The organism is Variovorax boronicumulans, from assembly GCF_029892485.1.
GTDB classification, from domain to species: domain Bacteria; phylum Pseudomonadota; class Gammaproteobacteria; order Burkholderiales; family Burkholderiaceae_C; genus Variovorax; species Variovorax boronicumulans_B.
In genome coordinates this window covers 449,602-463,936 of record NZ_JARXVG010000006.1, presented here as the reverse complement: position 1 = coordinate 463,936, position 14,335 = coordinate 449,602, and the positions used below count along the sequence as shown (strand labels likewise).

General features: G+C 68.4%; 14 protein-coding genes. 2 read left to right on the top strand and 12 right to left on the bottom strand.

All coding sequences use genetic code 11. From position 1 onward, the window contains the following. A partial coding sequence (locus M2282_RS17455; RefSeq protein WP_280810049.1) for an aldehyde dehydrogenase family protein occupies positions 1-135 on the top strand: 135 nt, incomplete at its 5' end. Between the two features lie 15 nt (positions 136-150). Here the strand turns inward: M2282_RS17455 and M2282_RS17450 are convergent. From M2282_RS17450 to M2282_RS17395, 12 genes are all read right to left on the bottom strand, one after another. Further along, positions 151-1,362: a DUF1501 domain-containing protein gene (locus tag M2282_RS17450; protein WP_280810036.1), complete on the bottom strand. Its 1,212-nt coding sequence runs from the start codon at positions 1,360-1,362 to the stop codon at positions 151-153. 153 nt (positions 1,363-1,515) lie between these two features. Further along, on the bottom strand, positions 1,516-3,066 hold the full coding sequence (locus M2282_RS17445) for a DUF1800 domain-containing protein (protein WP_280810048.1): 1,551 nt from the start codon (positions 3,064-3,066) through the stop codon (positions 1,516-1,518). A 44-nt stretch (positions 3,067-3,110) separates the two neighbouring features. Beyond that, entirely contained in the window at positions 3,111-3,581 is a 471-nt protein-coding gene (locus M2282_RS17440; protein WP_280810035.1) for a hypothetical protein, read from the bottom strand. Between the two features lie 115 nt (positions 3,582-3,696). Next, positions 3,697-4,380 (bottom strand): DsbA family oxidoreductase, encoded by a 684-nt coding sequence (locus tag M2282_RS17435; protein ID WP_280810034.1) that lies wholly within the window; start codon positions 4,378-4,380, stop codon positions 3,697-3,699. Positions 4,381-4,428: 48 nt separating this feature from the next. Beyond that, positions 4,429-5,841 (bottom strand): MFS transporter, encoded by a 1,413-nt coding sequence (locus tag M2282_RS17430; RefSeq protein WP_280810033.1) that lies wholly within the window; start codon positions 5,839-5,841, stop codon positions 4,429-4,431. A gap of 55 nt (positions 5,842-5,896) precedes the next feature. Then, positions 5,897-7,771 carry a bifunctional sugar phosphate isomerase/epimerase/4-hydroxyphenylpyruvate dioxygenase family protein gene (locus M2282_RS17425; protein ID WP_280810032.1) on the bottom strand — a complete coding sequence of 625 codons (1,875 nt, stop codon included), beginning with the start codon at positions 7,769-7,771 and terminating at the stop codon, positions 5,897-5,899. A 134-nt stretch (positions 7,772-7,905) separates the two neighbouring features. Next, positions 7,906-8,673, bottom strand: coding sequence for an alpha/beta fold hydrolase (locus tag M2282_RS17420; protein ID WP_280810031.1), 768 nt, complete (start codon positions 8,671-8,673; stop codon positions 7,906-7,908). Between the two features lie 15 nt (positions 8,674-8,688). Then, a complete protein-coding gene (locus M2282_RS17415) occupies positions 8,689-9,846 on the bottom strand; it encodes an MFS transporter (protein ID WP_280810047.1) in 1,158 nt (385 codons plus the stop codon). A 47-nt stretch (positions 9,847-9,893) separates the two neighbouring features. After that, positions 9,894-10,316, bottom strand: a complete 423-nt coding sequence (locus tag M2282_RS17410) for a carboxymuconolactone decarboxylase family protein (protein WP_280810030.1) — start codon at positions 10,314-10,316, stop codon at positions 9,894-9,896. Then, positions 10,313-11,524 (bottom strand): 3-carboxy-cis,cis-muconate cycloisomerase, encoded by a 1,212-nt coding sequence (gene pcaB / locus M2282_RS17405; protein WP_280810029.1) that lies wholly within the window; start codon positions 11,522-11,524, stop codon positions 10,313-10,315. The genes M2282_RS17410 and pcaB overlap by 4 nt, the downstream gene beginning before the upstream one ends. A gap of 22 nt (positions 11,525-11,546) precedes the next feature. Beyond that, positions 11,547-12,380, bottom strand: a complete 834-nt coding sequence (locus tag M2282_RS17400; RefSeq protein ID WP_280810028.1) for a shikimate dehydrogenase family protein — start codon at positions 12,378-12,380, stop codon at positions 11,547-11,549. A 28-nt stretch (positions 12,381-12,408) separates the two neighbouring features. Then, positions 12,409-13,332, bottom strand: a complete 924-nt coding sequence (locus M2282_RS17395) for a shikimate dehydrogenase family protein (protein WP_280810027.1) — start codon at positions 13,330-13,332, stop codon at positions 12,409-12,411. 200 nt (positions 13,333-13,532) lie between these two features. Here M2282_RS17395 and M2282_RS17390 point away from each other — a divergent pair, with 200 nt between their 5' ends. Beyond that, positions 13,533-14,318 (top strand): IclR family transcriptional regulator domain-containing protein, encoded by a 786-nt coding sequence (locus tag M2282_RS17390; protein ID WP_280810026.1) that lies wholly within the window; start codon positions 13,533-13,535, stop codon positions 14,316-14,318. Positions 14,319-14,335 lie beyond the last annotated feature (17 nt).

Below are 14,335 nucleotides of genomic sequence, written 5' to 3'. Positions count from 1 at the left end.
ATCGCACCCGAGCTGATCGCGCCCTTCGGCGGCGTCAAGCAGTCGGGCATCGGCAGGGAGTTCGGCGTCTTCGGCATGGAGGCATTCCTGGAGCCGAAGACCATTGCTTTCGCGAACGGGCCGATGCGAACATGACTCGCCGCGCGTCGGTCAGACCAACCGCAGATCCCGTGGCGCCACGCCCTCGAACACACGCCCCAGCTGCGCAGGCGACAAGCCATACATCCGCTGGAACAACCCACCGAACACCGCCCGGTATTCGTTGAGCACCGGGTAGTCGCGGTTCTGGAACAGCGTGGCCTGCGTCAGCGCCTGCTGCTCGCCGACGATGCGCCCGCCGGCCTCGGCCGAGAGGCCGCCGCCGAGCACCCAGTAGACGGTGCCGTGTCCGTGGTCGGTTCCGCGGTTGCCGTTCTCGCGGAAGGTGCGGCCGAACTCGCTGATGACGACCACCACGGTCTGGCGCCAGGCGTCTTCGCCCATCTCCTGTGCGAAGCCGGCGACGCCGCGGCCCAGTTCTTCAAAACGGTTGGCGAGGTAGCCGGTCGCGGCGCCCTGCCCCACGTGCGTGTCCCAGCCGCCGACGTCGACGAAGCCGAGGTCGAAGCGGTCGCGCATCAGCACGGCCATGCGGCGCGCGACGAGCTCGAAGCCCTTGGCGGTCATCGCATTGCGGCTGGCCGCGTCCATCTCGGCCTGCACTGCGCGCATGACTTCGTCGCGCACCTGGAAGCCTTCAGCGACCGGCTGCGCGAGCGGCGTGTTGCGGTACATGGATGCGATGATCTGGCTCTGCCGCGCATCGATGCCCGAGCGCGCATTGCCCGCGAGCGCCATGTTGGCGGCCTTGGCGTCGCCGCGCAGCGCAATGGGCAACTGGTCGGTGAAAGCGATGGGCGACACATCGGTCACCGGGCCGCCGCCGAGCACACCGGCCAGGCGGTTGAGAAAACCCGAGCGGTAGTCCCGCCGCTTGTCGAGTGCCTGGCCGAGCTCGATGCTGTCCTGCGTTTCGAAGTGGCTGCGCGTGAGGTCGTCGGTGCCCGCGAAGGCGATGAACGAGGCCTGCTTCTGCTGGAAGAGCGGCATCACGCTTTGCGCGAGCGCGGGGTGCAGGCCCCAGTTGCCATCGAGCGGCAGCGCACCGCCTGACTGGCCGGGGCGCGCGATGGCGATGTTGGGGCGCGAGGCGTAGTAGAAATCGCTGGCGGTGGGCACCAGCAGGTTGGCGCAATCGTAGGCGCCGCGCAGGAACACGACGAGCAGCTTGGCGCCTTCGGCGGCGGGTGCGGCGATCAGTTGGCCGGCGGCGCCCGCGAAGGGGGCGGCGGCCATGAGCTTCAGGAGTTCTCGACGTTGCATGACCATGTCCTTTCTTTGTTCTGCCTTGCTCCTTCCCCTTCCGGGGGAAGGCTGGGATGGGGGCACGGCGGCTCTTGATGAAGCGCTGTGATTCATCGAACGCCTTGCCCCCACCCCTGCCCTCCCCCGGAAGGGGGGAGAAAAAACCAAACCTCAGCGGCGCATCAGCTCGGGCGAAGCAAGCAGGAAGGTGTTCCATTCCTGCGGCGTCTTCGCCTGCGCCAGCGCCTCGCGCGTGTCCGCGCTCATGCCGGGCTGCATCGCGCGCACCGCTTTCGACTCCGCCAGTTGCGGAAACGCGGGCTTCTCCAGCGGCGCCTTGTCGTCGGCGCGGAAGAGCACCGCGCCATTCGCGCCAATGGCCCGCGCGATTTCGAATCGCGTGTTCATCTGCCCCGCGCTCGCCCACGCGGCTTCGTTGAGCGGATAGCCATCGGGCGTCTCGTGCCCATACAGCGGCTCGCCCATGCGATTGATCCAGTTCAGCATCGGGTTGACGTCGAGCACCACGCGATCGTCGTACGCCAGCCGCACACCTGCCATCACGTAGTGCACCGGGTCGCGGAACTTGCGGCCGAGCGAAGCGGCGAATTCGGGCGATTCGAACAGCGCCTTCAGTGTGACCGCGATGTCGCCATCGCTGCGCGTGAAGGCCGAGGCCATGCGGTCGATGAGCGCGGCCGGCGGCTCGTCGGCCGCGAAGTACACCGCGAGCTTGCGCGAGATGAAACGCGCGGTAGCCGGCGCGCGCGCCAGGCGGTCGAGCGCCTCGTCGGCTTCGGCCAGGCCGCGTGCCTGGATCGGCTGCCCCAACAGCGTCTTGGCACCGTAGTCATGCCGGTTCGGGTTGAACTCGAAGAGCCCCTTGCGCACATAGTCCGCGCGCACGGCGGGCCGGATGTTCGGGAGCGGCGCGTCCAATGGCTGCAGGCTCACGCCCACGCCGGTGAGCACGCGCGCCAGCTCCTGCACATCGGCCTGCGAGTAGCCGCCGCCCACGCCCAGCGTGTGCAGTTCCATCAGCTCGCGCGCGTAGTTCTCGTTGATGCGGTTGGCGGCGTTCTGCGCGTTGTCCAGGTAGCGCAGCATCGCGGGGTGGTGCAGCGTGGCACCGAGCAGGTCGCGGAACTTGCCGAGGGCGTGCGGGCGGATCGCGTTTTCTTCGTAGTCGCCCACGAGCGCGCGGATGTTGTCCTTGCGCAGGTTGACGTTGAAGTGGTTCATCCAGAACCAGGTCATCTGCTCCTGCAGCTGGTTGGGCGAGTACAGCGCGCGCAGCACGAAGCGCTGTTGCGCCTCGCGGGCGAGCCGGGTCAGCTCCTGCTGGTAGGCCTGCCGGGCAGCCTTCTTCTGTTCTTCGTCGGGCAGCGCATCGGCCGCCTTGCGCTGGGCGTCGAGGCCGATCACGAGCTGGTCGAGCGGTGTGCGCGAGATCGTCATCGCATCGATCTGCGCCTGCGCGGCGGGCGGCAGCGGCGCCGGGCGCGGGTTCAGCTGGTCGCGCATCCACAGCGCAAGGCCGCGTTGCGCGAGTTGCGCATCGCTGCTGGCGTTGGCGCCCCAGCTCACCCGGTCCAGCCAGCGCAGGCGCGTGGCTTCATCGATCGGCGCGGACGGCAGCGAGACCGAGACGAGCGCCCGATCACTGCCCGGCGCGATGGCACATGCGCCCAGCAGCGCCAGGGCGCAGGCGCCGAGCGCCATCGACGCCCGGCGGAACGACCACAAGTCGGCGACGGCCACCGGCCTCACTCCCGGCGCATGTCGTGGCGGCGAACATCGCCCACGGCGTGCTGCGCGGCATTCAGGGCCACGTCGACGTGCGCCAGACCGCGCTGCTGGAACGGCCGCGAGCGCGGATCGTCTTCTTCGCGCGCCACGTCCGAACGAACCTTGCGCAGCAGGTCGATGGCCGCATGCAGCCGGCCTTCGCGCGGCAGCCACACGTCGGTCGGCTCGCGCCACTCGATGGGCTTGCCGTCGAGCCACGCGGCGCGCTGCAGGTCGCCGATGGCCGCGCGGATCTCGTCGTGCACCACCAGCTCGTCCTGCGAGACCTGCCCGTCTTCAGGACGGCGATGGTCCACCTGCCACGCGGCCGTGCGCAGGTCGGACAGTGCGTGCAGGTAGAAAGGGTGCTTGCCGTATTCGTCGGCTAGCGCCGGCAGGGACACCGCGGCCATCAGTGCGAGTGCGGCGAACAGGCTTTTCTTCTTCATGGGACTCCTTGGGGACAGTGACGAGGATGCTCCTCTCAACCACTGCACCCCGCCCCGAGTTGACGCTCTTTACTTTCGTAACGCTGCGCAAAGAAGGCGCCCGCGCGCCCCGCAGTCAGGCCACGGACAGGGTCTGTGGCGCAGCGCCCGCGATCTGGCGCAGCGCCCGCTCGAACACCTCGACCGGCTGGCCGCCGGAGATCAGGTGCTGGTCGTTGATGATGATCGCGGGCACCGAGTGGATGCCGGCATCGGTGTACATGCGCTCGCGTTCGCGGGTCTCGGCCGCGTATTCGTCGCTGTTCAATATCTCGCGGGCCCGCGCCGCATCGAGCCCCGCTTCGGTGGCCGCGCGCACCAGCACCTCGGGGTCCGAAGGGTTCTGGCGGTCGGTGAAGTAGGCCTTCAGCAATAGCTTCTTGAGCGCCGCCTGCTTGGCCGGGCTCTCGAGTTCGGCCCAGTGCAGCAGCCGGTGCGCATCGAAGGTGTTGTAGACCCGGGGACGCCCCTCGGGGCTGAACTCGAAGCCGACGGCCGCGCCGCGCTGGCGGATCATTTCGCGCGCCTCTGCCTGCTGCTCGCGCGTGGAGCCGTACTTCTGGTTCAGGTGCTCGAAGGTGTCCTGGCCTTCGGGCGGCATCTGCGGGTTCAGCTCGAAGGGCTGGAAGTGCAGCTCCGCGGTGACATCGGGTGCCACCCGCTTGAGCGCCGCCTCGAGCGAACTCAGGCCAACGGCACACCAGGGGCAGGACACGTCGGAGACGAAGTCGATCTTGAGGTGGGAGGAAGAGGTGGTCATGGGGCGCCATTCTTCACGGCACCCCAACCCATGGTGCGCGAAAGGTCTTCAGGCCGATGCGACCTTGCCCAGCCGCGCATCGGACAGCGTCTGCTCCCGCAAGCGGTCGTACTCGGCCTTGTCCACAGGCACTGCGTTCGGGTTGCCCAGGTCGCGCATGTGGATGCGGTAGGTCTCCCGGGCGCTCATGGCGGCGAGTGCGGCGAGGATGGTCACGGCGAAGGTGATCGCGCCCACCGTGAGCCACACATTGGTCGAGCCCGGAGGCGCCACGGCGGCGAACAGCGCGGGCAGCAGCGCGGTGAAGGTGGTGCCGATGTTCTGCGAGATGGCCATGGCCGAGACGCGGTTGCGGGTGCGGAACAGCTCCGGATAGAAGCTCGGGAAGGTCGCGTTGTAGCCCTGGTAAACGATGCCCCACATCAGGAGCGACATGCAGATCGCGAGCGGCACGTTCTTGATGCTGATCGCATACAGGTACACGAAGGACAGCAGCCCCGAGGCCAGCGCGCCCACGATGATCGGGGGCTTGCGGCCGATGCGGTCCGAGAGGTTGCCCACGAACGGAATCACCAGCACCGCGAGGATGTTGCCCAGCACCGGAATCCACAGGTACACGTCTTTCTGGAAGCCGATGCCGTAGGCCGCCTGCACCGCATAGGCGGCGCCGAACACGGTGGCCACCACCGGAATCACGTTCATCAGCGCCATGCAGACCACGCGCAGCATGTCGGCCCAGCTGTCGGTGAAGGCCTGCACGATGGGCGACTTCGCCACTTCGCCCTTCTTGTCCACTTCGGCGAAGGCGGGCGTCTCATCGACCTCGCGGCGGATGATGTAGCCGGCCACGATGACGAGAAAGCTCAGCAGGAACGGAATGCGCCAGCCCCACGCGTTGAAGGCGTCTTCGGGCATGTAGTGCGCGAGCGGCAGGAACACGGCGGCCGCCAGGATCTGGCCGGCCTGCACGCCCTGCAGCGTGAAGCTCGCGAAGAAGCCGCGGCGACCGAAGGGCGCGTGCTCCAGGATCATCGAGCTCGCGCCCGAGATCTCGCCGGCCACCGCGAAGCCCTGGATGAGCCGCAGCACCACGAGCAGCACCGGAGCCAGCAGGCCGACCTGGTCATAGGTCGGCAACAGGCCCACGGCCACGGTCGAGAAGCCCATCAGGAACATGCACAGCACCAGCACCTGCTTGCGCCCGTGCGTGTCGCCCCAGTGGCCGAGCACGAAGGCACCGATGGGGCGCGCGACATAGCCCACGCCGTAGGTCGCGAGCGACGCGATGATCGCGGTGGTCGGGTCGCCCTTCGGGAAGAAGATCTGCGGAAAGATCAGCGCCGCTGCGGTGGCGTAGATGAAGAAGTCGTAGTACTCCAGCGCCGAGCCGATCCAGCCGCTTGCGGCGGCTTTCTTCGACTGGTGCCTGCCTTGGGGCTCTTTGGCTGTTGTAGTGGCCATGGGGTTGTCTCCAGTGATGATCCAGTGATGAGTCAGTGACGAACGGGGAAAGAAATCAGTCCTGCGCCTGCGATGCCATGCGCGCGGGTGCGTTGAGCGCACCGTAGGCGTCGTAGGCGCCCACGCGCTGCGCGACCTCGAAGAACAGGCCGCCCTCGAAGCTCTCGGTGTAGATGTGCAGGTAGTCGCCGGCCGGCGAGCGGTCGAACAGCACGCCGGCGGCGCGCATGCGTGCAAGCAGCTCGGGCGCGAGGTCGGTGCGCGTGGCCAGGTCGTCGTAGTAGTTGTCCGAAATCGGCACGAAGCGCGTGCCGTTGGCGCGCAGCTTCGCGGCCGTCTCGAAGATGTCGTCGCAGCGCAGCGCGATGTGGTGCACCGCGCCGCCGCCGGTCACGCTGAGCGTGCGCGCGGTGCGGGTGCGCTGGCTCAGCGACACGTTGAGCACCAGGCGCAGGCTGCGCTCCGCATTGGCCACGCCGCGGCTGCGAATGAGGCCGAAGGGGTCGGCCAGTTCCAGGCTTTCGCCGGGCTCCAGGCCGAGCACGGCGCGGGTGAAGAGCACCCAGGTGTCGAGCTGGTCGAGCGCGAGGCCGAGCGCGACATGGTCGATCTGCCGGAGCCCCGCATCGTTGCCGGCAAGCACCTCGTCTTCGAGGATGAAGTCCGCTTCGTACAAACCGTTGGCTCCGAGCGCCTCGGGCACGAAGTGAATGAGGTTGCCGCCCGGCGCCACCACCGCCGGCACGCGCAATTCGTTCGGGCCGACCGGGCTGTCGTGGCGCTTGGAGCGCATTGCGGTTGCGCGGCCCACTGCCGCGAGCGGATCGGCGCAGCGCACGCCCAGCGCGCACACCGAAGTGCCGTGCGCCTCGAAGCGGCCGCGCGCGAAGGAGTTGGGCTGCGCATTCACGATGAAGTTGATCTCGCCCTGCCGGTACAGCGTCACGGCCTTGGAGCGGTGCTTGCCGATGCGGCGAAAGCCCAGTTGCCGCACCAGCGCGTCGAGCATGAGCGCCGAAGCTTCGTCGGCCGCGAACTCGATGAACGACAGGCCCGAGAGCGCGGCCACCGGTGGCGGGTTGAACAGCTCCACGCGCTGCGGCTGCGCGGTGTCCAGCCGTTGGCGCGCCTCGCTCTCCAGGTACAGCAGCGAGCGCATCGCATCGACCGCGGTGCGCTGGTTCGGCGTCTCGCGGAAGATGTCGTTGAAGATCTCCAGCGACAGCGGCCCGGTGTAGCCCGCGCGCAGCACCTGGGTGAAGAACCCGGTCACGTCGAAATCGCCCTGCCCCGGAAACGAGCGGTGGTGGCGCGCCCACTGCAGCACGTCCATGGCCAGCAGCGGTGCATCGGCCATCTGCAGGAAGAAGATCTTGTCGCCGGGAATGTCGGCGATGCCCGCCGGGTCGTCCTTGAGCGACAGCGTGTGGAAGCTGTCCAGGATCAGCCCCAGGTGCGGATGGTCCGCCTGCTTCACGATGTTCCAGGCCTGGCCGTAGAGCGAGGTGTGGCGGCCCCAGGCCAGCGCCTCGAAGCCCACGCGCAGGTTGCGGCGCGCGGCGCGCTCGGCGAGTTCGTGCAGTTGGGCGGCGGCCAGCGCGGGGTCGTCGACCGACAGCGGCGAGGTGTTCGAGCAGCACAGCACCATCGGTGCGCCCAGCGCCTCCATCAGGTCGAACTTGCGCTCGGCGCGCTCCAGGCTGCGGCGGAACTGCGGCTCGGGCATGCCTTCGAAATCGCGGAACGGCTGGTAGAGATCGATGGACAGGCCGAGGTCGGCCACGATGCTGCGCAGCTCGGTGGCCGTGCCCTTGAAGTTGATGAAGTCGGCCTCGAACAGCTCGATGCCGTCGAAACCCGCGGCCGCAACGGCTTCGAGCTTCTGGCGAAGGGTGCCGCTGAGCGAGACCGTGGCGATGGAGCGATGCATGGGGGTGGACTTTAGGAACCCTGGCCCAGCGCCACAACCAGATCAGGCATTGACCGAGCGATTAACGAACGAACTCGTTCATTAATCGCACGAAATACGGGATTCACCTAGGTCTGAGGCGCCCTCACGGGCTCTCAGAGACTGCGCCAGAAATCGATCAGCAGCTGTGCGAACTCCGCAGGCCGCTCCACCGCACTCAGGTGCGCGGCATCGATGGTGGCCAGCCGTGCCCCTGGGATCGCCGCGGCCATGGCGCGCGACATGTCCATCGGGGTGGCCTCGTCCTGCAGGCCGCCGATCACCAGCGTGGGCACCGCGATGCGGTGGTTGCTCTCGCGGAAGTCGATGGCGGCGACGGCGTTGCAGCTCTCGATGTAGCCCTGTGCATCGGTCGCGACCAGCGCGTCGTGCAGCGACTTCGCCGCGGCGGCGCCTTCGTAGCCCGCGGCATAGGCCGGTGTGAGCCAGCGCGAGACAGCGCCCGCTGCGATGGCTTCAATGCCCTTGGCGGCCACCGTCTCGGCCCGCGCGCGCCACGGCGCCTGGTCGGGGTAGTGCGCGGACGAATTCGCAATCACCGCCGTCTTCAGCAACTCGGGGTGCCGCACCGCCAACGCCTGCGCGGTCATGCCGCCCATCGAAAGGCCGACGAAGTGCACCGGCTCGCCCTGCGCTTCGCGCTGGATGAGTTCGGCGGCGTCCTGCGCCAGCGTCTCGATGCGCAGCGCGCCCGGCACCACTTCCGAGCCGCCGTGGTTGCGATGGTCGTAGCGGATCACCGTGTGGGCGCGCGCAAGCTGCGCGGCCACGCCGTCCCACATGCGCAGGTTGCAGCCCAGCGCATGGCTGAGCACGACGAAGGGGCCTTCGCCTTCGCGAACGACATTCAGGCGGGGGGTCATGGTGCGGTTTCCTTTTTATGGAGGCTTGGGATGTTGAAGACGCGGGAGCCAGAGAAAGGCGATGGCCAGCAGCACGGCGCCGGCCACCAGCATCGGCACGACCATGGGCCAGGCGCCATGGGAGTAATCGCTATCGACAAACAGCGCGGCAACCTGCCCCACGCAGAACGCGACCATCATCATGCCGAAGCCGGACCACGACACCGCGCGCCCCGCCAGGTGCGGCAGGTCGCCCACCGCGCCGGCCTGGCCGCAGGGCTGGTGGATGCCATGGCCGAGGCAGTACACCGCATGGCCCGCGAGCAGCGGCACGGCACTCAGCGGCATGAGCCAGCAGCCCAGTGCCTGGATGACCGCGCCCGCCATGCTCAGCGAAGCGCCCAGCCGCACGGTGCGTACCGGCCCGTAGCGGCGCAGCAGGCTGCGGCACATGGTGGTGCTGAAGATGTAGACCAGCGAGCCGCCCGCGGGAATCCACCCGTACCACGCGGGCGACCAGCCGAGGTAGCCGATGTAGACCATCGGCGAGAGCAGCAGAAAGCAGAAGAGCCCGCCGTAGGTGGTGGCCGCCACCGAGGCCCAGGCGCGGAACGAGCGGCTTGCGAACACCGCGCGCGTGCTGCCGCGCGGCGCGGACGATTCCCCCGTCAGCGGCTTGCGCGTTTCGCCGAACGAGCGCCAGCACATCGCGAACAGCAGCGAGGCATACACCGCCATCGCGACCATCACCCAGCGCCAGCCCGCGCCCTGCACCAGCCATGCGCCGAGCAATGGCGCCATCAACCCGACCACGCCCAGCCCCGTGAGGCCGCGCGCCATCACATGCGGGCCTTCGTGCGCGGGATAGAGATCGCGCACCGCCGCGCGCGCACACACGAGGATCGCCGCCATCGAAAAGCCCTGCAGCGTGCGCCAGCCCGCAAGCACCGCCACGCTGCCCGCGAAGGCGCCGCCGAACGCGGCAATGGCGTAGCAGGCGAGCCCCGCGAGCAGCACCGGCCGGCGGCCGAAGCGGTCCGCGAGCGGGCCGCACAGAAGCTGCGCAAAGCCGAAGGCCAGCACGAACAGCGTGAGGCTGGTGCTGGCCGAGCCGAGCTCTTTCGCAATCGCGGGAAGCGCCGGCAGGTAGCTGTCGGTGGCCACGGGCTGCGCCGCGAGGAGCAGCGGCAGCATCAGCGTGAACGTGACGTCGAACCGGCCCTTGCGGGCCACCGGCGCGTTCACTGCGCAGGCGGTGCGGCGGGCAGAAGACCCTTCTCGCGCAGGATGTTCGTGGCAATACCGAACGCATGGTTGGCCACCGGCACGCCGCAGTAGATGGCGGCCATCATGATCACTTCCTTGATGTCGTCGGGTGTCAGGCGCGACTCGGGCGGGCCGTCGAGCGCGGCGCGCACATGCATCGCGAACTCCTCGTACGCATGGATGCCCAGCATCATCGACAGCACCATGTAGCGGCGTGTCTTGTCGCCCAATGCCGGGCGGCCCCAGATGTCGTTCCACGCGTGGCGCGTGATCAGCTCCTGGAACTCGGCGTTGAAGCCGTTGCGGTTGGCGAGCGACTTGTCGACCCAGGCATCGCCGAGGACGCGGCGGCGGTTGACGAGGCCGTCTTCGTACGGGTTGCTGTCGGGGGCGGTCATTGGGCGTGTTCCTTGTCTGAGAGTCTGGCCTGCAGCGCTTTCACCTCGGCCAGCGCGATCTGGCCGGCGTTCACTGCGAGCGCGGGGTCGAACCATTCGTCGGCGGCATCGCGCGGGAGCTCGGCGCGCAGCCGGTCGATGTTGGCCCGCATGCGTGCGGCATCGACCTGCAGGCCGGGCAATGCGCCCGCCATCGCGCGCACGCTGCCGTGCGCCGACATCAGGAGCTGCGGCCATTCGGCCAGTTCGGCCTGCCAGGCGCCGAGCGCACGTTCGTGCTGTTGCGGCATCGCGCCGAGCAAGGCCGCCACGCGCTGGGGCACGCGGTGCGCGGCAGCGATGGCGACCATCGAGGCCACGGGGTTGCGCTTGTGCGGCATCGCCGACGAGCCGCCGCGCCCGGGTTCGCTGGGCTCGGTGACTTCGGCCACTTCGTACTGGCCGAGCAGCGAGATGTCGACGGCGATCTTGCCGAGGCTCCCGGTGACCAGGCCGAGTTCGCAGCCGAGCGCGACCCATTCGTCGCGCTGCGTGTGCCAGGTCGCGCCCGGGTCGCCTAGGCCCAGCTCCTGGGCCATGCGTTTGCGCACCGCGGCGCCCTGCCCCTTCATCTGCGCGAGCGTGCCGACGGCCCCGCCCAGCTGCAGCTGCAGCGCGTGCTTCGCAGCGGCGCGCAGGCGGGCGCGGCTGCGCACCAGCGGCGCGGCCCAGCCCGCGCACTTGAAGCCGAAGCTGGTGACCGAGGCGGGCTGCATCAGCGTGCGCGCGAGCATCGGTGTCTGGGCGTGCTGGGTCGCCAGGCGCAGCAGCGCGCTGACGGCCTTGGACAGGTCGGTCTCGATCAGCGCGACCGCCTCGCGCGTGACCAGCGCCATCGCGCTGTCGATCACGTCCTGGCTGGTGCTGCCGAAATGCACGAAGGGCGCGGCCTCGGCATTGAACAGGCCCACGGCTTCGCGCAGCGCCTTGACCAGCGGAATCGCGACGCTGCCCGCACGGCCGCTCTCGCGCACGATCTTGGCGACGTCGAACAGCTCGACCTTGCAGCTGCCGACGATGGACAGCGCAGCGCTCTCGGGAATCAACCCTTCGGCCGCCTGCGCGCGTGCGAGCGCGGCCTCGAAACGCAGCATCGCGTCGACGAACGCGCGGTCGCTGAAGGCGCCCAGCGTTTCGGATGTGGAAAGAAAGCCTTCGAAAATACTCATGCGGCAACCCTGGTGTTGATCGTCAATATTTCAGCTGGGCCACGGCGCGCAGTTCCTCGGGGGACGCGGTGCCGAAGCCGAAGAATTCGAGATACGCCGGGATCATCTCGAACAGCATGTCGGTGCCGACCTGCACAGCGCAGCCCTTGGCTTTCGCGGCCTGCAGCAGCGGCGTGTATTCGGTCTTCATGACGACCTCGCCGACGAAGGTGGCCGCATCGATGCGGTCCACGTCGAAGGGCAACGGGTCGCTGTCCTTCATGCCGAGCGGCGTGGCGTTGACGACGACGTCGTAGCCGGCCGGGTCCTTCGAGCCGGTGGCGACCTTCATCTGCGGGTAGTGCTCGCGCAGCCGCGCAGCCAGCGCTTCTGCCGATGCATCGCTCATGTCGAACAGCATCAGCTCCGCGGCACCCGCGGCCGCGATCGATGCCGCAATGGCCGAGCCCACGCCGCCCGTGCCCGACACCAGCACCCGCGTGCCCTTGAAGAGTCGCCCCTTGCGCTCCACGCCGCGCACGAAGCCGGCGCCATCGAACTGGTCGCCGAGCAGCGTGCCGTCGGGGCGCTTGAGGATCGCGTTGCAGGCGCCCGCGACACGCGCGGTGGGCGTCACTTCGTCCACCAGGCTCATCGTCGTGACCTTGTGCGGCATGGTGACCAGCGCGCCGCGCAGGTTGCTGAATTTGAAGACCTGCGGCAGCGTGGCCGCGTAGTCCTCGGGCTTCACGCCCATCGGCACCACCACCGCATCGATGCCCTGCTTGTCGAACCAGGGGTTGTAGATCATCGGCGCCTTGAAGGCCTCGGTCGGATAGCCGAGGTGGGCGATGAGCGTTGTCTTGCCGGAAATCATCAAAGCCGTTTCTTTGGAAAAGTGAAGCTCAGGCAACACTGGGCGAGTGGTAGCGCAGCGGGTTCGCGATCTCGGCCTGCATCGCCGGCGGGTAGACGATTTCGCGCAGGAAGTTCGCATCGGCCTGCAGCGCATCGGCCGCATCGAGGTGGCCGAAGTAGCGCAGGTAATGCGGCATCTGCTGGATCAGCATCTCGAAGCCGGCCTGTGCGTTGAGCCCGCGCGCACGCGCCGCACGCACCAGCGGCGTGGGCTGGTTGCGCAGCAGGATGTCGAACAGCGCCGCGTGGTTTTCCATGCGCGTCACGTCGACCGGCAGCGCATCGCCCTCGACCAGCCCGAGCGGCGTGGCGTTGATCACGAGGTCGAAGCCTTCCGGTGCGTTGCTGTCGGCGGCGACCACGGTCGCATCGAAGAAGGCATCGAGCTTGGCGGCCACGCCCGCCGCCTTGCCGGCTGCGGTGTCGTGAAAGGCGATGTGCTCCGCGCCATTCACCGTGCCGCCCTCGGCCAGCGCCACGCCGATGGCCGCGGCGCTCACGCCCGCGCCCAGGATCAGCACGCGCTTGCCGCGAAAGGGAATGTTGCAGTGGTCGAGCGCGCCGATGAGGCCTTCGCCGTCGAACAGGTCGCCCTCGAGCTGGTCGCCTTCGGTGCGGCGCACCACGTTGACCGAGCCCGCCACGCGGCCGAACAGCCCGCAGCCGTCGAGCAGGTCGACCACCAGCGGCTTGTGCGGCGGCGCGATCACCATGCCCCGCACGTTGCGCGCCAGAAAGGCCGACTTGAAGAACACCGCGAAGTCGCGCACCGGCACCTGCATCGGCAACAGCACCGCGTCGATGCCGAAGCGCGCGAAGGCGGTGTTGAACATGCGCGGCAGCCGCACATTGCGAACCGGATCGCCCGGGATCAGGTAAGCCTGGGTGCTGCCGCTGATGGAATGGCTCATGTGCATGCTTTCCGTTCGTCAATCGCTCTTTGGGAGGTCGGATGCCGAGCTTTATAGCCCCATCGGTTCACCTTTGCAGCGCAACAGTTAACGAAACGCGCGATGATCGATCAATAAAAATTGATAAACGATCAAACCAAGGGTTTTCACCGCCATCGAATGCCGACTCCCCGGCATTCGCCAGGGGCACACTTCCGACCATGAGCAAGGACGACAAGACCCCACCCCCAGGCCTGGACAAGCGCGACTGGATCGCCGGCCTGGAGCGCGGCGTGAGCATCATCGAAGCCTTCGACGACGCCAACCCGCGCCTGACTGCCAGCCAGGCCGGCCAGCGCACGAACATGACGCGCACCGCCGCCCGGCGCTACCTGCTCACGCTGCAGCACATGGGTTACGTGGCGAGCGACGGCAAGCTGTTCTGGCTCACGCCGCGCGTGCTGCGCCTGGGCCGCTCGTACCTCGAATCGGCCCGCCTGCCGCGCGTGGTGCAGCCCTTCCTGCAACGCGTGGCGGCCGGCACCAACGAGATCGCCTACCTGAGCGTGATGGACGGCGACGAGGTGATCTACATCGCGCGCAACGGACCCAACCGCAGCATGAGCACCGGCTACGTGCTGGGCGCGCGGGTGCCGGCGCAGGTCACGGCTTCGGGCATGCTGATGCTCGCGCTGCGCAGCGACGCCGAACTGAACGCGTGGCTGGCGACGCGGCAACTCACCGTGTTCACCTCGCACACCATTGCGAGCATGGAGCGCATGAAGCTCGAGCTGGCGCGTATTCGCGCGCAGGGCTGGGCGCTGTCGGAACAGCAGCTCGACCTCAACTCCCGCGGCATCGCAGTGCCGCTGCGCGACCGGCACGGCACGCTGGTGGGCGCGCTGAACATCACGATGCCGATGGGGCACGAGAGCTCGGAAGACGCGGTGGCGCGGGTGCTGCCGGTGTTGCGCGAGACGGCGCAGGCGATGCGCAACCTGATCTGAACCGGGTCGGTCGCGCA